The organism is Desulfovibrio biadhensis (assembly GCF_055388615.1).
Map to the genome: position 1 here is coordinate 3,504,430 of NZ_AP042477.1, position 26,134 is coordinate 3,530,563.

A 26,134-nucleotide genomic window follows, 5' to 3' on the forward strand; every position below is an offset into this window, starting at 1 on the left:
CTGCTGTGCAAGACTACATGAAGTCGATTCTGTGAAGAATTCTTTGCCAGAGTACATCAAGCGGTTGGTAAAAAAAGTGGATTGCCGCCAATCCACCTCCAATGGTGATAAGAGTGGCAAGAACAAGTAAAATCTTGCGCCGCCGGTTGCGAACAATTTCCCTTGGGGTTGCAATGTATGGGGCTGTGGCAAGCACGGGATAATGGGTGACTATGGACACATCTTCAGCGCTGTGAACGCTTTTATCAAGCACCTCGGCGCCAAACCCTAGCCCCATGCCTGTGCCCGTTGCCAAAACAAAGCAAATGGCAATGAGCAGAAGACGTTTGGGCTTGTAAGGCTTTTCAGGAATACGGGGCGGTTCGATAATCGTCAGTTTTTCTGCGATCCTGTCTTCTTCAAGATTTTTCGCTTCCTTCGCAGCCTGGAGCCGGACCTGCGTGTCCTGATACTTCGCACGCAAGGTGTCATAGTCACGCTGCAGCCGTAAGTATGTCTGCTCAACACGGGGCGTGTTTTCAAGCCGCGCGCGGAGTTTCTTGAGTTCTTCTTCGGTGCTCTCAAGTAAAGACTGTTGAGAAGCTATTTCCTGCTCAGTGGCTGTAATGTTGGTCTGCAGGTTGATGTAAGCAGGGTTGGCTCTTGGTACGGCGTCATTACCTCTCTGAAATTGAGAAGACAAATTCGCACTGTTTTTGAGTTGTGCAACTTGGTCCTCCAACCCTTTAACCTGTTTTTTCAACCGGATTACTTCTGGATGCTTGTCCGTGTAAGACTGCTCGGCCATCGCCAACTCAGACCGGGCCCTGTCAAGGGCGGCTTCGGTCTCGTTCAGGGCTCCAGAACTGCCCCCCACGGATTCGAGGGCGTCGATATTCTTCTTGAGGGCAATGACATCAGGATGTTTGTCAGAGTATTGCGATCTGAGGGTGATGTATTTGCGCCGTAAGGTATATAATTCTTCTTCAGGGGAGGCGAATTCTCCAGTGCTAAGCTTTGTTGCGCTGTTCGGATCTATGAGGGCGAGCTGACCTTCAAGGTAGGCTCTTCTGTCTTGCAGGTTCATGACCTTGTGACGGATGATATCCTTCTCTTGCTCCAAACGATCAATCGACGATCTGTTGACTTGAAGCATTTCTGGAAGTGAAAGAAGATGCTTATCTTTGAATTCAGCAATCTTTTCTTCTTTATCATCTATTTGTTTTTGAAGATCATCAAGTTCCTGGAGCAGAAAATCGTAGGTAGTGGTAGCCTTTTCTTTTCTGTTGCGGAAGTTCTCTTCGAGAAAAAGAGACGTAAGGGCATTTGCGACCTGCGCTGTAGAGGCAGGGTTTTTTCCGGAGAAGGAAAGCTCGAATGCAATGGTCGCAATGGATTGTCTGCCAGATTCAGGGTTGACGACATCTGCCTGAATTGGTGTCAATGCGACACTTTCTCTAAAAGATTCCACCTGCTCTTCAGGCGTCATTCTGCTCTCAGAATCAGAGAATAGATTGTATTTCTTTATCAAAGTAAGGACATTGTCACGACTAAGCACTATTTGCGTAATAGTTTGCATACGTTCTTCAACGTAACCAGTGACAGTCGACATGACCATTTCTGTAGGAATTTCCTGGGCTTCGACAAGAATTGTTGAAGATGATTTGTATATTGGGGGGAGCAGCATCACCACAATCGTGGCAATGATGAAAATGGCCAAGGCGGGGATAATGATCAGATTTTTCCGCCTTTTGAAAGCTCCGTATATAAAATCAATATTGACTTGTTCTTCCATTTGCTAGCGTCCCGTCAAGGTGTTGTCAGGGCTTGAATGGCCAATTCGAGGAAAGTTCCAAATATACTCTATTACGCCATTCCGAATCCCACTGCAAGGTATCCCAATTTCGATAGTATGAATAATTCAAGGAGATGGATGTGTCTTCTGCAAGCCGGTATGAGATTGCCGGTGTCAGGAAGAGGTTCAGGCTGCCGCTTCTGTCGCCGGAGTCATATTGCGTGACGAACCCCGAGGTGCTTAGGGACACTTTGAGACGCTCAGTGATATCTTTGGCGGCAGACAGGTTCAGGCGGCTTTGCGTGTATTGGACGGCGTTTATGTCTTGCCCTGTGGATTCAGAAAATGTGGCGCTTAGGTTTGATGTTTTGGACGGTTGCCAATTCAAGGTTACATTGGCGCTGAAATGCAGGTTTTGGGAAGTGGTTTTTTCCTCTCCCAGGTAGAATTCCTCTATGTCGCCAGAATTGTTTGTTTGTGAAACTATCAGCTTTTGTTTTGATCGTGTATCTACAAGGGTAGCGCCCCCTTGCATGCTGAGAGACAGATTTTCACGGAATGCGTATTGGAAACCGGCCAGGAACCGTCCGTAGGATGTCAGAATATCTTGCGTATCGTCGTAGGCGTGCTCAATACTGCCGGAAAGCGTGGAGAGAAGGCTTGTTCTTGGGGTGAGAACATGGGTCCACTGCAAAGAGGAGTCGAGTCTGTCGTTCTTGAGTTGTTTGTCTTGTTCATATCTGGTGATGCCGCCCCCTATTGAATAGGTAAGGCTGTTGCGTCGGTCCAGTGTGAAGCTCAGGCTTGTTTGTCCGGCGTATGCCCATCTGGTGACGGCGGAGATGATTCTTCCTGTCGTTTCAAGTTCTTCTGAAAAACTATCGTCTTGATTGTACTTGGCTGTAGCGCCCCAGGTGATGGTTGGGCTGATGGCGTAGGCCATGTTCACGTTAGCGCTGTATTCAATGCGATTGTAGTCCTTCAGGTGCGTGTACCGGAATACGTTCGCCTGGGCGTTGAGACGCAACGAAGATCTTTGCGTTTCTGATTCTATGGAGATGGTTGGCGAAAAGCGGGTTTCCAGGTCGGATTCATTGTCGAGAAAGAGGTTGTCGTCATACGTTTCACGAATGACAACGCCGGGCGTAATGGTGACATCCGCCGCGAAAAGAGCGCCGCAGCTACAGAGCCAGATGCCTATTGTGGCCGTAATGGCAATGGCTTTGGCTGCATAGTGCATGCAGGGCCCCATCGTTAGGGAACGACGATGGTGTCGCCCGGTTGAAGAATCACATTTTGGGCCAGATCTTCGCCGTCTTCGACGTCATCGTAGTCAAAATTAAGTACGGCGGTGTGACCGTTTCCAGTACGTATTATTCTGATGCTGCCGGATGACGCAAAGGGCGTCAGTCCGCCTGCCCAGGCCAGGGCCTGCATCACTGTCGTATCGCCAGTCATGATGAACATTCCGGGCTGGTTGACCTGTCCAACCACGAACACCTTGGGACTGGCCAGTTCAATAAGCATGACAGTGACTTTGGTATCGGGCACGTACTCGACAATTTTCTCTTCGATTTCCTGCCTGAGCTCATCCACGGTCTTGCCTGCGGCGACGATATCCCCAATCAGCGGGAATGAAATCATGCCATCCGGTCTTACGAGTACCTGTCTGTTAAGCTCTTCGTCGCGCCAAACTGATATCGCCAGCACATCACCGGGCCCGAGGTTAAAGGAGGGGGACACTTTTTCAGCTGCAAAGCCCATGGGCGCTGCTATAAAGCTTGCCAAAAGTATGACAAAAGAAGTTATTACAACTCTGCCCATCTGAAATTTCACGGAGACCTCCTTGTCCAGCTACAATCTAGTTATGGCAACGCCGTCAGATGATGCCCCAAATGTGTTTTCCCATTTCCTTTGCTTGGCCAGAACACTCTACAACGTAACTACAAACATTTACTTTAACGTCTGAAGTGAGAATAAATACTTTTCCAATGGGGGAAATTCAACGTCAAGGTTGCTGAGAAAAAATGAAAAGATGCTTTGCTGTGCATTGAGTAGCAGCCCTTAAATGTGACCCTAGTTATAAAAAAGTTTTGTTATGGAAAAAGTTTTTCTTTCATATGTTTTGCATCTTGTTGCGGTCTGCAAACAAAAGCTAGCAGAAGAGTGTGTGTTAAAAATGTGTATTGGTTGTTAAAAAAGTCTCTCCAAAAAGATAAGCTGCGTAGAGCGAAAAAAGCATCCAGTAAAATATAAGTGAAGAGAAATCTTACAGCATGCCTTTCATTGCCAACCGTCAAAAGGCTTTTGAGTTTCTCTACACTTTGAAACGCTTTTCGTCAAAATAATTATGAAAAATGGGTTCCGGGTAAATATTGTCTTTTATATAAAAAGAGTATTGTGAGATAAAACCGGGAACTCTGGATAGATCTCTGCGATTTGTCGATCATTTCGCCTGAGTGTATTCTGTATTTATCATTCTAATTTTTCAGGAAAATTTTTCCTGTCCAGCTCTAGTCTCGGCCCTTTGTCGCCCAGGGCGCCTTGTTTCTGACTGCAGTAGTATTTTTTGTTTCAGTATGCTATTGTCATCAAAGTTGAAACGACAATTCTAGGTCATTTGTCACTGTGTGCTCTTCAAGGCCAAGGCAAAAGCTTATTAGTGTCTATGATAGGGCACCATGATGCGTGTCAATAAATCATTAAAAATATTGTTCGTAGTTTCCAACGGGTATTTTCTTCGACAGTAAGCTGGTGCAGTATGCTAGAGCTGTTTGCTCCAGGGAGTGGGATTTTAATACAATGTCCCAGTATATATGCGGGGTTTTAGCAGCCCGAAAGGGTGGAGCGATTTGTTGCTAAAAGGTGCGTACTATTTATGCCTAAGATACTTATAGTAGATGACGATCCTTTTTTTTGTGACGTAATGTCAGAAATGGTGAAACGTCTCGGTTACGAAAGTGCGACCAGCCAGAATCTTGATCACGGGATCAAGGAAGCTGCGCGTTCCGAGATCGATCTCATATTCCTCGACGTAAATTTTTCCAAAGGCAATGGGCTGGAAAGGATTTCTGACTTTCAAACTGTTCCCTCCAGGCCTGAGATCATCATCCTTACCGGCAGCGCAGATCAGGCGGGCGCAGAAAAGGCCCTTACGAGTGGCGCTTGGGATTATTTGCAGAAGCCCCCCTCTTACAATGAGATGAAGCTGCTCATCAAAAGGGCTCTTGAATTCAGAGAAAACAAGCTTGAGCGCTCCCGTAACGAAGAGGATGATCAGTTTGAGCTGATAGTAGGTAAAGGCGCCAAGATCAGAGATTGCCTCGATACCGCATACCGTGCTGCGCAGTCCTCTGGAAGCGTTCTCATAACCGGTGAGACCGGTACGGGCAAAGAGTTGTTCGCCAGGGCCGTACACTCCAACTCACCACGGAGAAACAAGAATTTTGTCGTTGTGGATTGTACCTGCATCCCCAATACGCTAGCGGAAAGCTTGCTCTTTGGTCATAAAAAAGGTTCGTTCACAGATGCCAAAGATGACAAGCCCGGTTTCATCAAACAGGCGGATGGCGGCACCTTGTTCCTTGATGAAATCGGGGATTTGAGTCTGGAAGTGCAGAAATCCCTGTTGCGAGTGATCCAAGAGGGCAGGTTCATAATGATTGGGTCGCAAAAGGAGGAGACCAGCAACTTTCGGCTCATCTCCGCCACCAACCGCGATCTTGAGGACATGGTCGAAAAGAACCTGTTCAGGAAGGACCTTTATTTCAGGCTGCGCGCCATACACTTGCATCTGCCCCCTTTACGTGAGCGGGTGGAGGACATCTCTCTTCTTCTTGAACGATTTCTCCCCAAGATTTCTAAAGAATATGGATATAAAGAAAAAAATTACTCCAAGGATTTTCTGGAGACCCTGACGAGCTACTCCTGGCCAGGAAATGTGAGAGAATTTCTCAATGTTTTGCATAGCAGCATTGCCAATGCCGCAGACAGCGATGTGCTTAATTACCACCATTTGCCTGTCGAGTTCCGTATCCTCAGGGCCAAGTCCAAGATCAAGCCTGGGGAGACGGTTAAGGACAACGCGCCTGACCAGGAGGCCGCAGCGCCACAATCTCCTGGACTGGGCGACTTCATGTCGCTGTTTTCCGAGTTTCCTAACTATAAGGAAATGCGCAATGTTGCGGTATCCACGGCTGAAGGGCAGTATTTTCAGAAGCTGGTCGAAATTTCAGATGGCGATCTGGACAAGGCGTGCTCCATGTCCAAACTGTCTCGAGCAAGACTCTACGAGCTCTTGAAGAAACATGGGATTAAGTTGAAATAGCAAGACGAAAAATAAAAGCGCGATGGCGCACCTGCAAAATGTGCTGTTGCGTCGTTGTCTCTCGCTCCCAATGCCTGGTTTGCTTTAGAAATATAACGCTGCCTGCTATAGCAGAATGGTCCATTGTTTCTGGTATGACCTGGCGCACTGCGCCAACACTGCTATGTTGCGCAGGGGGCAATTGCGCAGAATGTTAAAATCCTGCACCAGGTAGCCAGAGATAGTGAAATCCTGGTTCAAGGGCTTGCAAAAGCCTGCCTGCCCCTTCCATGAGAGGGGATTTCCCTCCAAGAGCTGCTTCCATGTTGTTATATGGAGTATCGTCAGCAAATTCTCTGCGGCGGTAGGTGACGACCTTTGCATCTTTTTCGAGACCTGCGAGCTTTTTGGCCTGGTCAAAGGCCTCCTGGGCGTAGCCAATGCCGTCCACGAGTCCCAGTTCTCTGGCTTGGGCGGCAGTGAAGACCCGCGCCTGAGCAATGGTATGCATGCGCGTATCGTCCAGCTGGCGACGGGTGCGCACTAGTTCCAGAAAGCGCGCATTGAGTTGGTTGATCATCTGCTGCATGATTGCGCGCTCTTCCTCGGTGCTGTCCCTGAACCAGGAAGAAATATCCTTGTATTTTCCTGACTTCGTTACCTCTGCCTTCACACCGATTTTATTCATGAGCGCAGCAACGTCTGGGCGGATGTAGATGGTGCCGATTGACCCGGTAATGGTTGTAGGGTGGGCTATGATGCTGTCTGCAGCAACAGCCGTGTAATACCCCCCAGATGCCGCCAGCCCCATCAATAGCGCCACGGTCTTATTCCCTGTTTTTTGTTTGTGGCGCATGATCTCTTCATACAAAATATCGCTGGCCGTAACGCTACCGCCGGGTGTGTCTATGGCCAGAACCACAGCTTTGACTGCGTCATCCTCTGCAGCTTTCCGCAGACGCGAGGTCACTTCCTGCACCAGGCTGGGGCGCTCAACAAGCAGGCCGCTCCGGCTGGAAGTACTGATGGTACCGTTCACCTGTACCAGCAGGATTTTGTCCGCCCCATCGCCTTGCAGCGTGAATTCTTCAAGAGGTTCTGACTGGTCCGGGAAGATATTGATTTTTGGCTGGCAGGCGCTGACAAACAGAACTGTGGCCAACAATATCAAACAGATGATGCCATGGTGGTTATTTTTTCGCATGGGTCTCTTTAGCATGGGGCCAATGGTTTTGAAAATGGTGAAAAAGAGGGGCGAGCGTCAATTTGCCAGGGGAATTTTTATCAAACTGCGGGCGCCGGTATCGTGAATGATAGTCAGGCTGCCTTTAAGCTGCTGGCTCAGCATGTTGATGAGCTGCAATCCCAGGCTTTCGGTATTATCGAGGTCGAGATTGGCCGGGTAGCCGACACCATCGTCTGCAACCTCCAGCGTCAGGACGCTCTGGTCTGTTTCGTCAACTGAAAAACGAACATGGATGGCGCCATTGCGCCCTTTGGGGTAGCCGTGCTTCAGAGAGTTGGAGAGCAGTTCATTGACAATGAGGCCGCAGGGCACTGCAAGCTCCACATTGATGAGCAGTTCGGTTTGCTCCACCTGGATGGTGACCCCGCGAGCTCCCCTGTAGCTGGAAAGAAGATGGTTGGCGAGGCTTTGCACATATTCAGGAAAGTTGACTTTGCTGAGCCGCCCTGACCTGTAGATGCGTTCGTGGATGAGCGCCATGGAGCGCACCCTGTTCTGGCTTTCACGCAAGGCGTCACGGGTGTGTTGATCTTTAAGAAATCCCGCCTGCAGGTTCAGTAGGCTGGAGATGATCTGCAGGTTGTTTTTTACCCTGTGGTGGATTTCGCGAAGCAGCACTTCCTTTTCGTTCAGCGAATTTTTGAGTTCCTGCTCCGCATGTACACGTTCTGTAATGTCCCTGGCGACACAGACAACAGCCTGGGCTTCGCCTTCTTCGTTATGAACAACAGAGCGGGACAAGGAGACGGGGAACGTTGTCCCGTCTTTGCGAAGGTTGGAGGTGTCCTTCGCTGCCACATGCCCACTGGCAGCGATCTTCTTTGCCGGGATGAATTCGGACTTTGTTTCTTCCCCCCAGACCTGCACAACATTTTTTCCTATGATCTCGCCTGTTTCATATCCGTAGGTTTTACAAAAAGCATTGTTGGTAAAAATGATCGTGTCATTCATATCTGTTATGAAAACAGAGTCATGGATGCTGGTCATTGCGTGTATGAGGGTCTGATACAAGCTGTGACTTGCTCGTGAACGAAGAGCCCTGTCGATGGCTTCAGGGATTCGATCAAGATATTCGCCGGAAGCGTCCTTGATGATGTAATCGCAGGCGCCGGCCTTGAATGCATTGATGGCAGTGACTTCGTCACCATCCGCAGTGACCACGATGACCATGTCCCGTGGCGCATGAGCTAAAATGTCAAAGACAGTGGTCTTGCCAAGCAGGTATTCCGAAATGATAACGTCGCAGCGTTCTTCTTTGGCCAGCCTGAGGGCCTCGCAAGCACCGAAAGCCGTGCTTACGGTAAAGGGCAGTTGCCTGTCGTGCACAGTGGCGGCAAAGGGAAGATCGTCTGCCCCGGCATGGGGAGGAAGAACCAAAAGAACGCGAGGAAGCGCTGGTGTTGCAATGCCGGCAAACAAGTCCTGAGTTTGTTGCATACCTTATTATCTGCCGCATTCGTTTCCGAGCGTCAATGTTTTTGGAAGTGAAAAGGAAATTATGGATTCCTGTGGGTAAGCGGCTTGCACAATGGGTAGGGGCTTGTGTAGCTTTGTGTCTGGCGCAAAGGCGCTTGGAGAACTATCATGCACAAGAATGACGAGAACCCATTCCTTTCTTTGGATAAAAAGAGCTTCCCCAAAAAAAGGAGCAAAGGAAAGCAGAAGGAAGCCAAAGCGCCCCTGTCTGGAAAAGCTCGAAACACCAAAGCAGGAAAGGCAGCGCCTCCTCCACCCAAGGCCGCAGCGCAGGCCGCTGCAGCCCCAATGCCCGAGCCTGTGGAGCAGGAGGAGCTTTTTTTGCAGGCCATGAACGGCGTGGAGCCTTTGGACAAAAACAGGGGGCGCGTGGTCGCAAAAAAAGCGAATACATTGCAGTCTTCTCAAACGCCCCCTTCTCATAAGGATGAAGATGCTGAAGTAACCAACAAGCTCGCGGATTTGGTCAACGGGAAGGTCGAATTCAAGCTAGAGAATACAGAAGAGTATATCAACGGACACGTCGTCGGGCTGGATGTGAAGCTACAGGTGCGGTTGAAGGCCGGTTTTTACAGCCCCGAGGCGCATCTGGACATGCACGGCTTCAATTCCGAGCAGGCGTGGGTCGCCCTCATCCAGTTCATAAAAGAGAGTTACATGCAAGGGCGCAGGTGTTTGTTGCTTATTCCCGGCAGGGGGAAAAATTCCCCTGAAGGGTACGGCGTGTTACGGGAGCGGGTGCAGTTGTGGTTGACCCAGGACCCGATGAAACGGGTGGTGCTGGCTTTTTGCACGGCGCTACCCAAGCATGGCGGCGCCGGCGCATTGTATGTGCTGCTCAGAAAGCAGAAGGGAAAGGGAAAAATCAACTGGGACCGCTACCCAGTGGACATGCTACCGCATATTTGACTCAGCTGATGAATACCGGTTCGAAATGCTTGCGGTTTTCAATGATTTTGCCAGCGCCACGCACACAAGTTGTCAGTGGATCTTCATCAACAATGACCGGCAAGGTTGTTTCATCATGGATAGCCTTGTCCATATTGCGGATCAGCGCGCCACCACCAACAAGCAAAATGCCGTTCCTGGTACTGTCTTCTATGAGGTTGGGCGGTGTTTTTTCCAGGGTTCTGCGCACAGCCTGAAGAATGGCCCTGACCGTGGGCATGATGGCTTCGCGAACGTCTGTATCGGTGATGGTGACTGTGGTGGGAATACCGGAAGTTATGCCGCGCCCCGATACCTGCATTTCCAGGGGCTCATCCAGTGGTGCTGCTGAGCCGATTGTCATCTTTATATTTTCAGCAGTGCTTTCGCCTATGAGCATGCGAAAGTTGTCCTTCATGTAATTCTGGATGGCCTCGTTCATTTCATCGCCAGCAACGCGCAGGGATTCGCCACAAACATGGCCTGAAAGACTAATGACAGCCACGTCGCAGGTCCCGCCGCCGATATCAACCACAAAATTGCTGACAGCATCGTGTACCGGCAGGTCGGCGCCGATTGCCGAGGCCATGGCCTCGTCCACCAGGCGTACATCCCGCACGCCTACTTCATGGGCGGAATCGATGACGGCGCGTTTTTCAACGTTGGTGATATATGGGGGAATGCCAACAACCATTGCAGGCGAAGAAATGCGCATGCCGGTAGTTATCTTGCGGATGAAAGAGGATATCATACGGTTGGTGACTTCAAAGTCCGCGATGACGCCATCTTTCAAGGGGCGAATGATTGAAATGCCCTGGGGCGCCCGCCCCATGTAGCTTTTAGCCTCAGCACCAACGGCAATGACTTTGCCGCTGCGATCGTCAATGGCTACCACTGTGGGCTCGTTAAGCACTATACCGCGCTTGGAAACGTAGATGAGGGTATTTGCTGTCCCCAAATCCATTGCCAGGTTTTTACCAAAAAGTCGCAGGAATCTCCCGAAGACCATATATTCCTCTGTTCGCACCCCATGACAGCTCAAGCACAGGGCGGTTATTTGACCGAGTCGTTTCATGATGCCGCCTGAACAGCAGAAAGAAGAGCTGTATGACGGCGCAGAAAGACATGGAAGGCTCGTTGGCTATCGTGTTACTCCGTCCACCTTTAAGCGGCCCTGCATAATTTTTCAAGTCATCTTTAGTATCGGGCGAAATCGGGCATGCGTATGCCCCTGGTATCGCTGACAGGCTTTCGATAATATGTGTTTTAGGGAAAGTCTTTGAAACCCCTTTGGCGCAAGCAAAAAGCAAGAGACTGCATGGAGATTGACAGAAACGCAGCTTTGTCCCAAGTTGATTTGCCCTGTGCAGGCTGGTTGGGTCGCCAGGGCAGAGCGTTTTATTCCCCAAGGAGAAAATACATGCATCTGCGCAAACGTGTTCTGGTTACAGGTGGAGCGGGGTTTCTGGGCTCCCACCTTTGCAAGCGCCTGCTTGAAGATGGGTGCGAGGTCATTTGCCTTGATAACTTTTTTACAAGCAGCCGTTCCAATGTAAAAGAATTTCTGGATGATTTTCGCTTTGAGCTGATGCGTCATGACGTGACTTTTCCGCTGTATGTGGAAGTGGACGAAATATACAATCTGGCGTGTCCTGCCTCCCCCATTCATTACCAGTCTGACCCTGTACAGACGACGAAAACCTCGGTGCATGGCGCCATCAATATGCTCGGCCTGGCCAAGCGGACCAAGGCCAAAATGTTGCAAGCGTCTACTTCTGAAGTCTACGGGGACCCTGAAATCCACCCCCAGCCGGAAACCTACTGGGGCAACGTAAATCCCATTGGTCCACGCTCTTGTTATGATGAAGGCAAGCGCTGCGCTGAAACACTGTGCTTCGACTACTACCGGCAACATAAGGTGAGTGTAAAAGTTGCACGGATTTTCAATACCTACGGCCCTTGCATGCACCCAAATGACGGGCGAGTGGTGTCCAACTTCATTTTGCAGGCACTGCGTAATGAACCCATCACGGTCTATGGCGAAGGCGCACAGACGCGTTCTTTTTGTTACGTGGACGACCTGATAGAGGGATTCATTCGTTTTATGGCATCGCCCCATGAATGCTGCGGTCCTGTCAATCTGGGGAATCCCGGGGAGTTCACTATCCTGGAACTGGCTGAAAAGATCATCTCCATGACAGGGTCCTCTTCTAAAATAGAGTTCAAGCCCCTGCCTCAAGATGATCCGACACAGCGGCGGCCGGACATAACAAAAGCCAAGAATGAATTTGGTTGGGAGCCCAAGGTCCCCCTTGAGGTTGGCCTGGAAAAAACGATTGCCTATTTCAAGCAGCTTATAGAAGAGGGCGGTATAGCCAGCTGAATTTGCGTTGTGGATGCCATTGGTCGCCAAGCAACAATCGAGTAACCAAAAAGACCACCCTGGAAAACTGGGTGGTCTTTTTTTTGGTGTACTGCTTCAAAAGTCAGTTGGTGTAGATGTTGAGACCTATAAGAATGTTTTCCTTTTCAGCAAGATTTTCCAATGCTTGCTGCAAAGAGAGGGGCAGTTCTTCAATAACCGTCTTTGTCGCCAGGTCAAATTGCATATCCACAAGTTCTGGATCGTCTTGAACTTCATGCACTTCTACTGAGTAGTGTCCTGCAAGTTTTTTTACGCAAATATCGCGCAACTCTGCCAGGGCAACTTGTGATTTGGCCGTTTGACCCGAAACAAACAGCTTCAAAGTGAATTGTGGGGACTTGTTTTTTTCTGGATTTCGCATCAGATCATTATCCCTGCAGAATGTAGCTTTATTATGGAAGCAAAAACAAAATAGCTTTTTTAAGCAGAATGGGGTATGATATATGCTAAGTCGTATTGTGTGTCAGCAAAGCTAACCAAAAAATACCCAAAGAGAGTATGAGCCCGGGGTCCAGATTATGATGCGGTCTCGTGCGTTGCAAGGGGGAGAGCGTGAAATCCTCATGTATAAATCAGAAACCTTTGGATATCGTTAATGAAATTTTGACGATAACTGAAGATGTCAATGCGTTTCAAGATGTTGATGCGATTCTTGACAAAATTTTATATGAGTCGCGTCGTATCTGTAATGCGGATGCTGGGACTATCTTCCTCGTGGAAGGTGATAGACTCAGGTTCAGCTATGTACATAATGATACCCTTATTGGTAGCCAGGAAGGGAATGAACTGAAGTATGCTGACTACACTGTGGCAATGGATTCAAGCTCAATAGTCGGGCATGCAGCAGTGATGGGCGAAATGGTGCATATAAGAAATGCGTACAACTTGCCGGAAGGGTGCCCATTTGAATTCAATACGCATTTTGATGAAGTAAACAACTATCGTACTGTATCAATCCTTGCGATACCACTCTATGCAGCGGCATCGAGATTAGTTGGTGTCATGCAGCTCATCAACGCCATGGATGCAGAAGGGCGCATCACCCCCTTTAGTGAAGCCAGTAGAGAATACCTGCCGCTTTTGACCAGAAGCGCCGCCAGCACCATAGAGCGCGGACACATGACCAGGGAACTGGTGCTGCGCATGATGCGGATGGCAGAGTTGCATGATCCCAAAGAAACTGCAGTACATGTATTGCGCGTGAGCGCCTATGCAGGTGAAATTTATAATCGCTGGGCACTGATGAAGGGGGTTGCGGACGAAACGCGCAGACGCGTTTGCGACATCCTCAGGTTAACATCAATGCTTCATGATGTGGGCAAGGTAGGTATTACCGACGCTATCCTTAAGAAACCGGCAAAACTGACCCCGGAAGAATTCAAGGTAATGCAGTTGCACACTATTTATGGAGCAAGACTATTTGCCCAGCCTGCTTCTGCACTCGATAAAATGGCTAAAGATGTCATCCTCGGGCATCATGAACGTTGGGATGGCGGCGGTTACCCTGGAGAGGTCGAAGATATCAATGCAGAAAACGTGCAAATGGGCAAGGGCATTGCTGGAGATGCAATACCTGTTGCTGCCAGGGTTGTAGCTGTCGCAGATGTTTTTGACGCACTGAGCTCAAAACGCTGTTATAAAGACAGTTGGGAAGAGGATGCTGTACTGGAGTATATGCAGGAGCATTCCGGCACCCAGTTTGACCCGGACATGATCCAGGCGCTTCTTGATATCTACGATGTCATCAAAGCCATTCAAAACAAGTTTCGAGATGAAGACCACGAATTCTGAATATATCTGTTTTGGCCCAGATCATGGCGGCGCCAAGGCGCTTTTTAGTTAGCCGAACACGCGTATGTCCACTGCCAGCACGCCAACGTGTTTATTGTCGTTCCAGATTGGGGTCGCGATCGTCAGGCAGTATTCTCCCGAAGCTTCAGAAAGATAAACCGGAGAAATATACGTTTCCATTTTTTCAACCGTCCCTTGATACCAAGGGCGGTTGCTCCAGTCCTTGCCCAGCACTGAACGGGCGCCGGAAGTGCTGGAGCCTCTCGGGCCAAGGTTTTCTGTGACCTGTTTGCCCCTGCTGTCCGTGACATAGATCAGTTCAAACATCTTGTTTTTGTCCATGGCCTTGTGCATTTCCTTTTCCAAAGCCTCCCGTTGCATACTTTGCATGGGCTGGCTGGCTGCAATACCCTCCACGGCATCCTGGACCTTGCCTTGCCCCACCAGTTTGAACAATCCGTTTAGCTTGATCAGTTCTTCGATTTCCTTTGTCAAGGAGGCAATGGTTTCGGTGGATTGACGCATGCCGTCTGTGGTGCTCATGGAAATTTCGTTGGCCGTGTCCACTGCCTCCTTGATGGCGGCGCTGGCATGGGCCTGCTGTTCTGATGCCGAGGCAATGGACTCCATCTGGCTGGTGGTGGAATCCACCAGGGCAACAATGGATTCCAGGGCCTGGCCGGAATATTCAGCAAGGGTGGTGGCGCGCTCCACTGCCTGGGCTGCTTCATCCATTGTGGCCATGCTGTCCCATGTGCCGTGCTGAATTTCCTGAATGACGCTGCCCACCTCTTTGGTCGCGTTCATGGTTTTTTCTGCAAGTTTGCGGACTTCATCGGCAACGACAGCAAAGCCCCTGCCGGCTTCTCCTGCCCGGGCCGCCTCGATGGCGGCATTGAGCGCCAACAGATTGGTCTGGTCGGCAATGTCGGAAATAACGTGCATGACTTCGCCAATGGATTCGGCCCTGGTGCCGAGTTCCTGCATGGTCTGTTTGAGCTTGTCGGTGCGCTCTCGCACTTCGGCAATGGCTTCCACGGAATTGCGCACGACTGTGGCACCGCTGGTAGCTTTTTCTTTTGTATCTGAAGCGCTTACAGATGCCGCGTTGGCGTTCTTCGCAACGTCGTTGATGGAGGCCAGCATTTGTTCCATGGCGCTGACGGTTTCGTCCATCCGCTCTTGTTGCACCTGTGCGCCCTTGCTGACGCCTTGAGACTGTTCGTGCAGGGCCTGGGTGGCTTCTTGAATTTTCTTTGAGACGTCATCCAGAGTTTCGCCTGCATGTAGCATTCCCAACCGCCGGGATTCTTCCTTGTCATGCTGCTTGTTGGCGTGGTCTAGCGTTGTTTGCGCTTTTTCAGCCATTTGCAGTGCGTCGTTGGCTTTTGCTTCCGAAATGCGAACCTGTTCTTCAAGGTTCGAAAGCATGGTTGCCAAAGATTCGCGGAGCACATGCAAAAGGCCGATGAAAGAGCCTTCAGCTTTTGCCGAGAAATCTCCGGAGGCAGCTTGCCCCGCAAAGCGCACAAGAATAGCCAAGGGGCGTATCAGATTGGTGTGCAGCAGCCACCAAATGAGGCCGCCGATCATGGCTGCAGCCAGGATGTTCAATCCTGCGGCCAGCAGCAAAATATTGCTTTCTTCACCATTTTGGACATTGGCCTGTGCGGCGGTTTCCAGAACGTGGTTGAGGATTCCCAGGTTGAAGAGGGCCATGAGCGTAAGACCGCAAAAGACGGTTGTCATCAGCCGAACAGAAATCGAAGCATTCATGTTTTCATCCGGGTCAGAAAATTTGTGATAGCAACAAACAAATACACGTTGCCCCCCGGAATCTTATAGCAGTTCCTGGGCCATATCTGCATGGTGCTGAATATAAAAGGTATTCTGAAGAGGAGAGAGCGCGGCGCTCCGTGTGAACTACAAATAAGGTAAATACAGGAGTCGCACAAATACAAATTTGAAAAATATTAGATGGAGATTTGTGTAGCGCTCAGGGCGCCAGAGGTTTGTTTTATGCCCCATAGTACATAGCTGGTAAATGCCTCTTCCACGTCATCAGCCTTGCCACTGTCCATGCCAGAACGTCCTTCTTCCGCTTGCTGTGAAAAATAAGCATCACGAAAATTTTCAAACCGGGTGATTTGTATGCCAGGTTTGCCTTGTCGTTTGACAGGTGTCGCCATGATCCAGCACGGCACACGCCGAATCTTGAATCGCGTGAATATTTCCTGGAGCGCCAGCTTGTTGGGGCTTTGCGGATCGTATTCGACCTGCAGCAGCATGAGCTGACTTTCATAGTCAACCAGGGGCGCCACATAAAATTTGCGCTGATCTTCCCAGCTTCTGCCTGCACTGACAAATGCTACAAGTACTGGTTTTGACTGGACGTTTGTTTTGATTTCCTTGAGCACGAACCACAAATCCTGGGGGCGTTCTTCGATGTGAAAGGAACGCAGTTTTTCTTCGCGCTCTTCCTCCTGCAACATTTTTTCGAGTTCCTTGGCAATAGCGTCCCCATTGGAATAGCTGTTGCGCAGGAATACATTGAGATTATGCCGCAGAGACAGGCTTGGCACCCTGTGCTTTTCATGGATGACTGCGTGACTCTTGCTTTTTAAAAAACCTTTGCGCAGGTGGAGAACAAGTATGATCTGGCGCTCTGCGGTATTGAATCCTGCCACCCGGTTCGCCACTTCTTCTTCCGTGTGTGCCGCCACTTGAGCGGACTTTATGAGTCCGCTTTGCGTATAAACCACCTCCCACGAGGAGCGACCACCAGAAGTGGTAAGATTTCGGAGAGCGGTTTTCATCAGCAATCATTTTGGGTTGAAGTGGAAGAGGCGCATACAAAGCGAATCCATAGCCTATAACCGGTGCGCCACTCAAGCTGTTACATTGCCAAAAAACCTTTGGCCCTGATGGTTGCTATTCGGGGCGCAGTATCCCTGTAACAGGGAGGGCGACGGCGTCTCCTTCTGGTATGATACCGCTCTCGGTAAGGTGCAGCAGGCCTGCAAGAGCTGCGCTTCCTGTATGGGAAGGGGACATGCTTGTATGCTGCTGGCACAGGGCGTTTGCCGCAGCCACCTGGGTTTCTGTCGCCACGCATGCTATGCCACCTGTCTCCAGCACGCCCAGCATTACATCGCGCCAATCATAGGTTTCGTCATCCAAGATGCCCTCTGCAAGACTGTGGGGCGCCCCAGTTGCGTCCCAAGGCCACATGAATCGCTGTTTTTCGGTTGCGGTTTCATGCAATGCTTTTTGTACACCAGGGGTGTGGAAATGATTTTTCACAAGCAAGGCTGCTTGCTGCAGTGTTTGGTGTGAAACTGCAAGATACGCATGGAGTCTTGAAATCTCTGCGTTTGGTGAGGCTTTGCGGTCGTAGCTGAAGTCCAGCGGATGCCCAAGCGCCCGACAGCAATGCTCCAGTGAAATAAACCAAGCCCGGACAAAGGGAAACGCGCCAGGTGTCTGCACTGCATGGAAAATGGGCAATGCAGGCAGCAGGCCCATGGATTTTGCTTCGCGCAGGGCAAGGACCATGGCTCTGGCCAGGGCGCCCCCACCAATGTGCAGCACGACGTGTTGCACCTGCGTTTGCTTATCGCGCAGTTGCAGGGCAAGCTCCCACCCCAGGGTCATGCCACCTTCGATATTGCTCCAGGTGTCTGCACCGGAACAGGAAAAAGGGGCAGCGCCATTTTGCAGTGCTGCTGCAAAGGCGAGATAGCATGGGTCTCCCTGTCCCGTTGCTGATCGTGATTGGGGGGATACGAGCGCCCCCCGTTCTTCCAGCATGGCGATTACGGAAGGTGCAACGTCGGCCGGGACAAAGGTCTCCAGTTGGTAGCCTCCGCTTCGTGCAACGGCAGCAGCCGCCAATGCGGCGTTGCCGCAACTGTAAATGGCCAGCCGGGGTTTTGCCTCCCCTTTGTTGTGGCGCAGCGCTTCCAGGTGGAGCAGGGTGGCCATGAGGTGGCGCCCTTTGTGTGAGCCGGTAACGTTGCCTGTTTCATCCTTGCAAAAAAGTGCGCCCGTGCGCCCCATTGCGGTGGCAAGTGCGTCGCACCGCATCACCGGCGTGACAGCGAAGTTCTTGCCTTCCTGCTCTTGCAGGCATTGCTCAATACGCTGCAGTACCGCGGTGTAGTTGGCAGCTCCCATGATCTGCCAGGAAGCCAGCCACGGGGCAAAGATAGCAAAGGTACGTTGTTCGCCACTATCCCAGGCGCGGAGCACCGCCTCTGGAGAAGGGGGCTCTTGCCATTCGCGGCGAAGAGCATGGTCTTGACCGCTTGCAGCGTGGGGGCAGGAAAAAATCTCAGGAGAGTAATGTCGATCACACGTAGGGCAATAGAGTCGCAATCCGGGCATGTGGCCTCCTGTCCAGTGGGTAACGTGGGGGCGGACGGAAGTCTACAAGGGATATTCAGGCGTCTTCGTCTACGATACTGCTGCTGCCAAGGAGAAGATTCAGCAACAGGTCTTCCACCGAAGTGGATGATGTGGTGGTGGATTGGCGACGGTTCTGCGCAGCTTGCTCCAACAGATCGGCCTGGTTTTCCAGTTCCGATACCTGAAATTCCAGGCTGGCCTGGCGCCCTTCGTACATTTCCTGAAAAGTGGAGATCGATGCCAGGAAGTCGTCCACCATATCTTGCTGCGTTTGACGGTCCGGGTCTGCAGAGAGGGCGGTGCCGTCGAAATCACTCCATGTGTTGCCGTCAATGGTCAGGCTGTCCAGAGGGTGGAACGTGAGGTTGAATCCTCCATCCTTGTAAGCCTGGATGTAGACCTGGCCGTTGGAGTCGATCTGTTCGGTCCCCCATTGGGAACTGTCCAGCATATTGATGCCGTTGAAATCCGTGCTCTCGATAAGGCCGGTGATCTTTGCAACAAGGGCGTCGAAGTCATTTGCTACGCTGGATGAATATGTCAGATCCCCTGAGTCCAGGTCATCGATGATGCCTTCCATTTGTTCGAGGGCGTCATACATTTGAGCAACGGCGCTCGCCCCTGTGCCCATAAGGCTGGCTGCTTCGCTGACGTTGCGGGAATTCTGCCTTACAGCGGCCGCGTCGGCGCGCAGCGTACCGGTGATGGCTTCGTCATAGGGCTGCGTCAGAGGTTGTATGCGCTGTTGGTTGAGCACCATATCGCGCAAGGACGCCCCAACTGTTGAGCCGAGGAGATAGTTGTTGGTAAGTATATCCTGCTGCAACAACTGGGAAGTTGTGTCGAAAATGAGGTATTTCTCTAAGTTTGTAAGTGCCATGGCTTTCCTCGTAATACACCTGTTCAGCATACTTATCGGCATACGCGAGGGGAACTTTAGGGGCGCAGCAGGAATTATAGGAAACTATTCTTCGTCGTGGGAGGAAGGGGACGTAGGTTTGCGGGGGCGCGTAAAAAAGTAAATACCAAGCACAGCGGCCTGTCCCGTTGCCAGCAGGGGGTCACGCAACAAGGCGGCGGAAGAGATATTCAGGATACCGCCTAGCATGGCGAGGATAAACCAGAGGCGGTTGTCAGCGGCAGGTTTAAGGGCAAGACGGGCGCAATAGGCCAATTGCAGGGGTACGCCCAGAAGCAGTAAAATCAGGGCGGCCATGAGCATGGCGGTCAGCGTTGCTCTCTGATTTCGTAGCGAAAGTGGCGCTTTTTCATCCAGCGCACTGCCAGCAGATCGCTCCAGGTGGTGAGGGCGCGGTCCCAGACACCGTATTTGGACTTGCCATGCAGGCGGGGGCGGTGGTTGACCACCACTTCAGCCACAGTGGCGCCTTCCATCTTCATCAGCGTGGGTAAAAAACGATGCATGCCGGTGAACATGGGCAGCCGCTTGGCCATGTCCGCGCGCATTACCTTGAGAGAGCAGCCCGTGTCCTTTACGGTTTCCTGGCTAACCCAGTTGCGGATGAAGTTGGCTATGCGCGATGCCTTGCGCTTTGCCCATGTGTCCTGACGGTTTGCACGCCAGCCTATGACCATGTCGTACCCTTCAGCAAACTTTTGCAGCATGGCCGGGATGTCGGAGGGGTCATTCTGCAGGTCGGCGTCCATGGTGACGATAACGTCTCCGGTTGCAGTCTGAAAGCCGGCGGCAAACGCAGCGCTCTGGCCGCAATTTCTGGCAAAGGCAAGGTAGTGAACATGCTCGGGGTGCGCTGCAGCCATCTGCTTGAGCACCTGTAACGTGGTGTCAGAGCTGCCGTCATCTATGATGAGACAGTCCCAATCCTTGCCCACATTGGCCATGGCGCTGGCCACTTCCTTATAGACAGTGGGCAGATTGTCCTCTTCATTGTAGGCCGGGATGACTACGGAAACGTTGCTGATGTCCATGGGGAGAATTTCTATGAGAAAAATTAAAAAAAGTAAACACCAGGTGTTGACAAAAGTATTTGAGACGCATAAATTCCTTTCTTCAACGTCGCGGGGTAGAGCAGTTCGGTAGCTCGTCGGGCTCATAACCCGAAGGTCGTAGGTTCAAATCCTGCCCCCGCTACCAAAGAAATCAGGCCCTTAGGAAACACTCCTAAGGGCTTTTTTCTTTTCCGGTACTCACCGGGTACTCACCATATTGAAAATGTGCCCCTACTTGTCGCGATGTTGCATTCTGTGGTATTTGATCTGCCATTGCTGCTTTTTGGAGTATTAATGACTATCGTATACTAAAAGTGCCCTCTATGAGTGCCCGAATGTTGATTCTTACTTCCGCTAAAAAAAAGCCTGCAAAAATTGTATTAGACGACAATTTGTTGACTAAAATTCACTGGGGTGCATTGATATTGTTTTCAATGACCCTTTTCTTGGGAATTCTTTATCTTGTTCAGGATAGGGCGTGGGGGATTCCGTCTCTTGTAATAGCCCTATGTACATCTTTTTTTTCCTGCTTTGCATTTGTTTCATCTATATTTTATATAAATAATGTAAAGTACGGATTGTGTGCAATGCTTGTGAAGTTTTCACGCGAAAGAAGCATTTATAGATTTTTTTACTTTTGTGTTATGAAAATTAGTATCCGTATTCTTCCCTTCCACTCGTATTCCGAACCTGTTGGAGATTGTCTCTGCCACGCACTGTCAGAATATTGGACGTCACTTGGTAATGGTGAGAGAGGTTTGAGAATTTTTCAGATGAAATACACAAAGTCATTTTTTCATCCGAATGCTTCAGAGAAGACAATATACCGGCATCTGAAAAGAATGACAGAGAGGGGAAGCGATTACTTTATATGAATGCTGCTGTTGGCTTTGTTGCAATAGTCTTGGTTCTCTCCGCCATACCTTGAGCCCCCAGGTGCGGTCTGGACTTGTGATTTATCCTGTCCACTATACGTAGAGGGGTGATCAGCCTCCCCTTCTTTTCCCGTCCCCTGTTTTTTTGTCACTGCCGCTTTCCCCCCACGTGTCCAGGCTCCTCTGGAAGGCCCTGCTTTTTCCACGCTTTTTTCGGTTGAATCGACTCCATTTTTTGGAGGAGATTCCCGCGCATCGACCTTTCCGTTTTTACTTCTTTATATTTTAAGATGTTATACTTTTCTCAGTTCTGCCCGGTTCTGCGAAGTCCAAAGCGCGGAATTCTCGGTACTGAGACCTTATTTATTGTAACATGTTGAAATATTTGGAAAAAACTTTGACGCGAAGACCGCGCTGTGCTATCGTCCGCCAAAACAATCCAATGGAGGGATCAGCATAGAGACAAAACGCTATCTGCGCACAAAGGAAGCCGCCGCCTACATCGGCATCTCGCCCTCGGTGCTCAACAAGGACAGGGTGACAAAGCTCATCGGTATCCCCTTCAAAAGGGTAGGAAGGACAATTTTGTACGACAGAAAAGAATTGGACTCCTGGCTGGAGGGACAGACTGAAAATGCAACCCAGGCAAAACAATGAGCGGCTTGCTGGACGTCAACCGCATGACGCGAGCACAGGCTGCCCTGGCATACGCACAGCTTGGAATCCCGGTTTTCCCCTGTGCTGGCAAGAGGCCGCTAACCAAACACGGGTTTAAGGATGCATCCGTTGATCAAAATATCATTACACAATGGTGGAGAAGAACCCCGGATGCAAACATCGGCTCGCCCACAGGACACCGAAGCTTTGTGCTCGACGTCGATATGCCGGACGGACCTGAAAGCCTGGCACTATTGGAGCAAACCCATGGAGCGCTGCCTGCAACCCTGAAACAAAAGTCCGGAGGTGGCGGCTGGCATCTGTTTTTCGCTCTGCCCCCGGAGCGAATCGTTAAAAATTCTGTGAAGATGCTTGGCGCCGGCCTGGATATAAAAGGGAGCGGTGGCTATGTGATCCTTTCGCCATCGATTCACCAGAGCGGCAAGCCATACGAATGGGTTCAAGATCTACCGCTTGCGCCGCCTCCAAATTGGTTGGTGGCGTTACTGGAAAATAATGCTGCACCTCATGGAGAGCGACCAAGGGCTTCCACTTTTACAAAAGGGCAACGAAATACCACGCTCAACGCTGCTGCCTTTACGTTGGGGAAGCGCATTGTATTCGGAGAGGCGGATGAAAGCACGGACGTTGCCGAGCTGGCCAATGAAGCAAAACGCTCCGGCCTGGAAGACCGTGAAATAGATGCTACCATCCGCAGCGGCCTTGAAGCCGGAAAGCGGACTGGCGAGCAGGAACTCGACAGAAATCCATTTTTGAACATGAACATACATGGTTGGCCCGTGCCTGGTCCGGCCATGTTTTATGGTCTGGCCGGTGATTTTGCCCGCATGGCCACACGTAATTCTGAAGCCGATCCTGTAGCGGTGCTGGTCACATTTCTTTGTCGTTTCGGCATTGAAGTGGGGCGTGGTCCGTTCATGCTCGCAGGCGAAAAACAACATGCGCGGCTGAACGCCGTCATTGTGGGGCAAAGTTCCAAGGCGCGAAAAGGAACGTCCGCGCGCCCCGTGCGTGAACTCTTCAGCTTTGGGGAGTCGGACACATGGAGCACTGCCCATGTTTCTCCCGGCCCGCTTTCAAGTGGAGAGGGCCTCATCTTCGCGGTCCGGGATCCGCAGGAAGAGTACATCGTGGACAAGCGTAGCGGCTCTGGGAAAATGGTGCTGGTCGATCCTGGTGTGGAAGACAAGCGCCTTTTTGTGCTTGATCAGGAATTCGCCGGCGCGCTTTCCTGTACGCGCAGGGAAGGTAACATTCTCTCCACGATCATCCGCGCGCTGTTCGATGGCGATAAAGTCGAACCGCTGACCAAGACAAACAAGATCACGGCCACCGCCCCTCATATTGGGATCGTTTCGCACATCACCTTGCACGAGCTATTGAAGAAACTCGACGCCACCGAGGCCTTCAACGGTTTTGCCAACCGTTTCCTATGGCTTTGTGTTCGCCGCCCCAAAAAGGTTGCTTTTCCTGAAGAGCTTGAATCGGTGGAGCTGCGCAGATTTCAAAAGCAGGTGCTTGCATCACTAGAATCATCCCAAAAGCTTGGCCGGGTCCGTTTTGATAAAAAAGCCCGTGACCTCTGGGAAGAAACGTATCCCAAAATCTCGGATGACCGCCCTGCATTGCTGGGGGCGATCCTCAACCGTGCCGAGGTCTATGTGCGACGGCTCGCGCTAACATACGGACTGCTTGATGGTGAAAGCGTCGTCAGCGCTATGCATCTCCAGGCAGCTCTGGATTTCTGGAGATTTTGCGAAGATTCGGCTGCATTCATTTTCGGCAGCATGGAAGGCGATACGCTGGAGCAGCGTATAATGGATGCGCTTGGTAAAGCCGGGGGTAGCCTTGATACGACGGGCTTGTACAAGGCCTTCGGCAACCACATCTCCAGAACCGAGATGACCATGGCCATGAACGCTCTTTCGGCTTCAGGAAAAATCCGTGTCGAGGAGAAGAAACCTCCAAAAGGAGGGAGAACGAAAAAAATATTTCACCTCTGCGAAGTTTGCGAAGAATCGAAGAAACTCGAGCTGACAACAAGCGCGTCGGATGGAAGTAAATTCGAAAATTCGCATTCTTCGCAGGTTGCAAAGGAAAACAGGGCCGCCACCTCCAATGGCGCAAAAAGACCAGTGCCCTTGGATTCAAGAGGGCAAGGCCAGCCTACCCTTCGTGGGCACACCCACTCAGGGGCTGGCCAGGGGCTGCGCCCCTTGGAACCCTGCAACGTCAACGGCGAGTAAGAAAAAATGAGCCGCGATCAGTGGATCAAAATTCGCGTCTCCAAGGAAGAAAAAGAACTCTTCGAGCTCAAGGCCGCTGACGCCGGTATGACTTTGGCGGATCTTATTCGCCGGCGTCTTCTCGAATTCCGGGTCCGGAAGACGGCCAGCGAGCGCGAGCGAATCCGCATGCTGGGGCGTATCGGAAACAATGTTAACCAGCTCGCCCGCTGGGTGAACACCTATAAGGACGGCATCGACACCGTTCACGTTGTCATGCGTCTTGAAGCCATTCTGCGCGAACTCCGAAAGGGGGCGTAATGTACATGAAGGTCTTTCCACATGGAAAAGGGACAGGGAGCGCGCCCGTGAACTATCTCGTCCGGACGGACTATACCGGCCGCGATGCAAAGCCCCCGGATTTGTTGCGGGGTGATCCCGAGATGACAAAACAACTCATCGACTCGCAGGATCGCGTCTGGAAGTTTACAGCCGGCGTGCTTTCGAACGCGCCTGGCGATGAAATTACCCCGGAGAAGGAAAAGGAACTCATGGATTCCTTCGAGTCCGTGGCCTTCGCAGGGCTCGAACCGGATCAGTACGATATCCTCTGGGTTCGACATACCCACGCCGGCCACCACGAACTCCATTTCGTAATTCCTCGCATGGAGTTGCATGAGGGCAAGGCGTACAACCCGTGCCCCCCGGGCTGGCAAAAGGACTTCGACGTGTTTCGCGATCTCTACAACTGGCGCGAAGGGTGGAAGCGGCCGGATGATCCGGAGCGTGCGCGGGCCTACAAGCCGATCCACACCGACTTGGCCAGAGCCCGTGATATTCGTAGGGGCGTTATCTCACCAGATGCACCAGTTGAAGACCCGCGCAAGCTCATCCACGAGTACATTGCCCAACGCATCGAAAACGGCATCGTGACCAATCGTACAGAATTGGTGCTTTCACTTCACGAGGCAGGACTGGAAACCCCACGAATTGGAAAGAACTACCTCACCGTCTTGGATCCCGCCTCGGGGAATCGATTTCGGATGAAAGGAGGCGTCTACTGTGAGCATTGGCGACTTGAGGAGCAAGCTCCAAGTCAGGATCAGCGAGGAGCGCGAGACGCTGGAGCAGATCGCGAAGAGCGAGTTCGAGAGCTTGCGGCGCAGCTTGAGCGAGTCATCGAGAAACGCACTGGCTACAATCGAAAACGATATCACCAGCCTGGCCGAGAACGTGACCGAAACCGTGTCGAGCCGTCTCCAACGCCTGGAGCAACAAACAGGGAAGCTGCAAAAGGCCATGATAGCGAGCTGGCTGAAGTCAGTGGCACTGGGCGCATGCCTGATGATCGGTATGGCGCTTGGAGCATGGGGCCTCAGCGAGGCAACCAGCAGTTACATGGAAAGTCAATGGAATCAGATAACCGAGCTGCGACGCCAGAAGGTGAACCTGGAAAAGACAATCTCTCTGCTGGAGCAGGATACCTGGGGAGTTCAATTACTCGAGACGAGAGAGGGGCGATTCATCGTGTTGCCAAAGAACGCGACTGGAAAGAGCGGCTGGACCATTGGCGACCGCAAAGCCATCAAGCTGGAGCAATGAACCATGAGCATGACCGAACTGGAGCGACACTTGCTGGAGGGGCTGGAGAAGATGCAAATGGAATATTCTCAGCGACTATCAGAGCAGGACGTGGTTTTTCAGCAAATCTCGGAGACTCTTCGAGAACATCAGTGCCAAATAGAACATCTCAACAATTATTACGAAAACTTGGAGCCGTTGTTAATGCGCTTGAACGCTATTTTGGAGAACGTGACGCCGAAAGGGAAATAGCGCGTGTGCTTCTAAAGTTGGGTAAGGATATGGGTGGACTTGAAATGTAAGTCGCCTCAGCATGAGTTTTCACACCAAAGAGGGGAAGAACTCTCAGGATTATTTGCCCTAAGAACGGGGACTTTACAGTACAACACCCTGCGACCGCACAGTTCGCTGGGCAATCTGACGCCTGAGGAGTTTGCACGGCAGGGGGCCGG

21 protein-coding genes and 1 tRNA gene are annotated in these 26,134 nt (G+C 51.1%); 9 read left to right on the forward strand and 13 right to left on the reverse strand.

Annotation, left to right across the window (positions count from 1 at the left end):
* Positions 1–13: 13 nt before the first annotated feature.
* From ACZ5EH_RS15170 to ACZ5EH_RS15180, 3 genes are read right to left on the reverse strand one after another with little or no spacing between them, the layout of a single operon-like run.
* Positions 14–1,774, reverse strand: coding sequence for a GumC family protein (locus ACZ5EH_RS15170; protein WP_464274720.1), 1,761 nt, complete (start codon positions 1,772–1,774; stop codon positions 14–16).
* A gap of 25 nt (positions 1,775–1,799) precedes the next feature.
* The gene (locus ACZ5EH_RS15175; RefSeq protein ID WP_464274721.1) at positions 1,800–3,014 is read right to left on the reverse strand and encodes a hypothetical protein; all 1,215 of its coding nucleotides are present in this window, start codon (positions 3,012–3,014) and stop codon (positions 1,800–1,802) included.
* A 14-nt stretch (positions 3,015–3,028) separates the two neighbouring features.
* Positions 3,029–3,610: a polysaccharide biosynthesis/export family protein gene (locus tag ACZ5EH_RS15180; protein ID WP_464274722.1), complete on the reverse strand. Its 582-nt coding sequence runs from the start codon at positions 3,608–3,610 to the stop codon at positions 3,029–3,031.
* A gap of 1,042 nt (positions 3,611–4,652) precedes the next feature.
* On the opposite strand from ACZ5EH_RS15180, the gene ACZ5EH_RS15185 reads away from it, so the two are divergent.
* Positions 4,653–6,101 carry a sigma-54-dependent transcriptional regulator gene (locus ACZ5EH_RS15185; protein WP_464274723.1) on the forward strand — a complete coding sequence of 483 codons (1,449 nt, stop codon included), beginning with the start codon at positions 4,653–4,655 and terminating at the stop codon, positions 6,099–6,101.
* Positions 6,102–6,294: 193 nt separating this feature from the next.
* On the opposite strand, the gene sppA is transcribed toward ACZ5EH_RS15185, so the two are convergent.
* Both sppA and ACZ5EH_RS15195 read right to left on the reverse strand, forming a co-directional pair.
* On the reverse strand, positions 6,295–7,284 hold the full coding sequence (sppA, locus tag ACZ5EH_RS15190) for a signal peptide peptidase SppA (protein WP_464274724.1): 990 nt from the start codon (positions 7,282–7,284) through the stop codon (positions 6,295–6,297).
* A gap of 57 nt (positions 7,285–7,341) precedes the next feature.
* Positions 7,342–8,763: a sensor histidine kinase gene (locus ACZ5EH_RS15195; RefSeq protein ID WP_464274725.1), complete on the reverse strand. Its 1,422-nt coding sequence runs from the start codon at positions 8,761–8,763 to the stop codon at positions 7,342–7,344.
* A gap of 147 nt (positions 8,764–8,910) precedes the next feature.
* Between ACZ5EH_RS15195 and ACZ5EH_RS15200 the strand changes: the two genes are divergently transcribed.
* The gene (locus tag ACZ5EH_RS15200) at positions 8,911–9,711 is read left to right on the forward strand and encodes a Smr/MutS family protein (protein ID WP_464274726.1); all 801 of its coding nucleotides are present in this window, start codon (positions 8,911–8,913) and stop codon (positions 9,709–9,711) included.
* 1 nt (position 9,712) lies between these two features.
* On the opposite strand, the gene mreB is transcribed toward ACZ5EH_RS15200, so the two are convergent.
* Positions 9,713–10,738: a rod shape-determining protein MreB gene (mreB, locus tag ACZ5EH_RS15205; RefSeq protein WP_464278309.1), complete on the reverse strand. Its 1,026-nt coding sequence runs from the start codon at positions 10,736–10,738 to the stop codon at positions 9,713–9,715.
* A gap of 411 nt (positions 10,739–11,149) precedes the next feature.
* Between mreB and ACZ5EH_RS15210 the strand changes: the two genes are divergently transcribed.
* Positions 11,150–12,112 (forward strand): UDP-glucuronic acid decarboxylase family protein, encoded by a 963-nt coding sequence (locus ACZ5EH_RS15210; RefSeq protein WP_464274727.1) that lies wholly within the window; start codon positions 11,150–11,152, stop codon positions 12,110–12,112.
* Between the two features lie 103 nt (positions 12,113–12,215).
* Here the strand turns inward: ACZ5EH_RS15210 and ACZ5EH_RS15215 are convergent, their stop codons facing one another.
* On the reverse strand, positions 12,216–12,515 hold the full coding sequence (locus ACZ5EH_RS15215) for a circadian clock KaiB family protein (protein ID WP_464274728.1): 300 nt from the start codon (positions 12,513–12,515) through the stop codon (positions 12,216–12,218).
* 221 nt (positions 12,516–12,736) lie between these two features.
* Between ACZ5EH_RS15215 and ACZ5EH_RS15220 the strand changes: the two genes are divergently transcribed.
* Positions 12,737–13,945 (forward strand): HD domain-containing phosphohydrolase, encoded by a 1,209-nt coding sequence (locus tag ACZ5EH_RS15220; protein WP_464274729.1) that lies wholly within the window; start codon positions 12,737–12,739, stop codon positions 13,943–13,945.
* A gap of 48 nt (positions 13,946–13,993) precedes the next feature.
* Here the strand turns inward: ACZ5EH_RS15220 and ACZ5EH_RS15225 are convergent, their stop codons facing one another.
* From ACZ5EH_RS15225 to ACZ5EH_RS15250, 6 genes are all read right to left on the reverse strand, one after another.
* Complete coding sequence (locus tag ACZ5EH_RS15225) at positions 13,994–15,721, reverse strand: methyl-accepting chemotaxis protein (RefSeq protein ID WP_464274730.1); 1,728 nt, start codon at positions 15,719–15,721, stop codon at positions 13,994–13,996.
* A 197-nt stretch (positions 15,722–15,918) separates the two neighbouring features.
* A complete protein-coding gene (locus tag ACZ5EH_RS15230; RefSeq protein ID WP_464274731.1) occupies positions 15,919–16,761 on the reverse strand; it encodes a hypothetical protein in 843 nt (280 codons plus the stop codon).
* A gap of 115 nt (positions 16,762–16,876) precedes the next feature.
* On the reverse strand, positions 16,877–18,331 hold the full coding sequence (locus tag ACZ5EH_RS15235) for a pyridoxal-phosphate dependent enzyme (RefSeq protein ID WP_464274732.1): 1,455 nt from the start codon (positions 18,329–18,331) through the stop codon (positions 16,877–16,879).
* 55 nt (positions 18,332–18,386) lie between these two features.
* Positions 18,387–19,232, reverse strand: coding sequence for a flagellin N-terminal helical domain-containing protein (locus tag ACZ5EH_RS15240; RefSeq protein ID WP_464274733.1), 846 nt, complete (start codon positions 19,230–19,232; stop codon positions 18,387–18,389).
* 84 nt (positions 19,233–19,316) lie between these two features.
* On the reverse strand, positions 19,317–19,574 hold the full coding sequence (locus ACZ5EH_RS15245; protein ID WP_464274734.1) for a hypothetical protein: 258 nt from the start codon (positions 19,572–19,574) through the stop codon (positions 19,317–19,319).
* Positions 19,575–19,579: 5 nt separating this feature from the next.
* Complete coding sequence (locus ACZ5EH_RS15250; RefSeq protein WP_464274735.1) at positions 19,580–20,302, reverse strand: glycosyltransferase family 2 protein; 723 nt, start codon at positions 20,300–20,302, stop codon at positions 19,580–19,582.
* 89 nt (positions 20,303–20,391) lie between these two features.
* Here ACZ5EH_RS15250 and ACZ5EH_RS15255 point away from each other — a divergent pair.
* The 5 genes from ACZ5EH_RS15255 to ACZ5EH_RS15275 all read left to right on the forward strand — a co-directional run bounded on the left by ACZ5EH_RS15255 (position 20,392) and on the right by ACZ5EH_RS15275 (position 25,984).
* A tRNA-Met gene (locus tag ACZ5EH_RS15255) sits at positions 20,392–20,468 on the forward strand.
* 1,204 nt (positions 20,469–21,672) lie between these two features.
* A complete protein-coding gene (locus tag ACZ5EH_RS15260; RefSeq protein ID WP_464278310.1) occupies positions 21,673–21,855 on the forward strand; it encodes a helix-turn-helix transcriptional regulator in 183 nt (60 codons plus the stop codon).
* On the forward strand, positions 21,852–24,122 hold the full coding sequence (locus ACZ5EH_RS15265; protein WP_464274736.1) for a bifunctional DNA primase/polymerase: 2,271 nt from the start codon (positions 21,852–21,854) through the stop codon (positions 24,120–24,122). Before ACZ5EH_RS15260 ends, ACZ5EH_RS15265 begins: the two co-directional genes overlap by 4 nt.
* A gap of 6 nt (positions 24,123–24,128) precedes the next feature.
* Complete coding sequence (locus ACZ5EH_RS15270) at positions 24,129–24,422, forward strand: plasmid mobilization protein (protein WP_464274737.1); 294 nt, start codon at positions 24,129–24,131, stop codon at positions 24,420–24,422.
* A 47-nt stretch (positions 24,423–24,469) separates the two neighbouring features.
* The gene (locus tag ACZ5EH_RS15275; RefSeq protein WP_464274738.1) at positions 24,470–25,984 is read left to right on the forward strand and encodes a relaxase/mobilization nuclease domain-containing protein; all 1,515 of its coding nucleotides are present in this window, start codon (positions 24,470–24,472) and stop codon (positions 25,982–25,984) included.
* Positions 25,985–26,134: the final 150 nt, after the last annotated feature.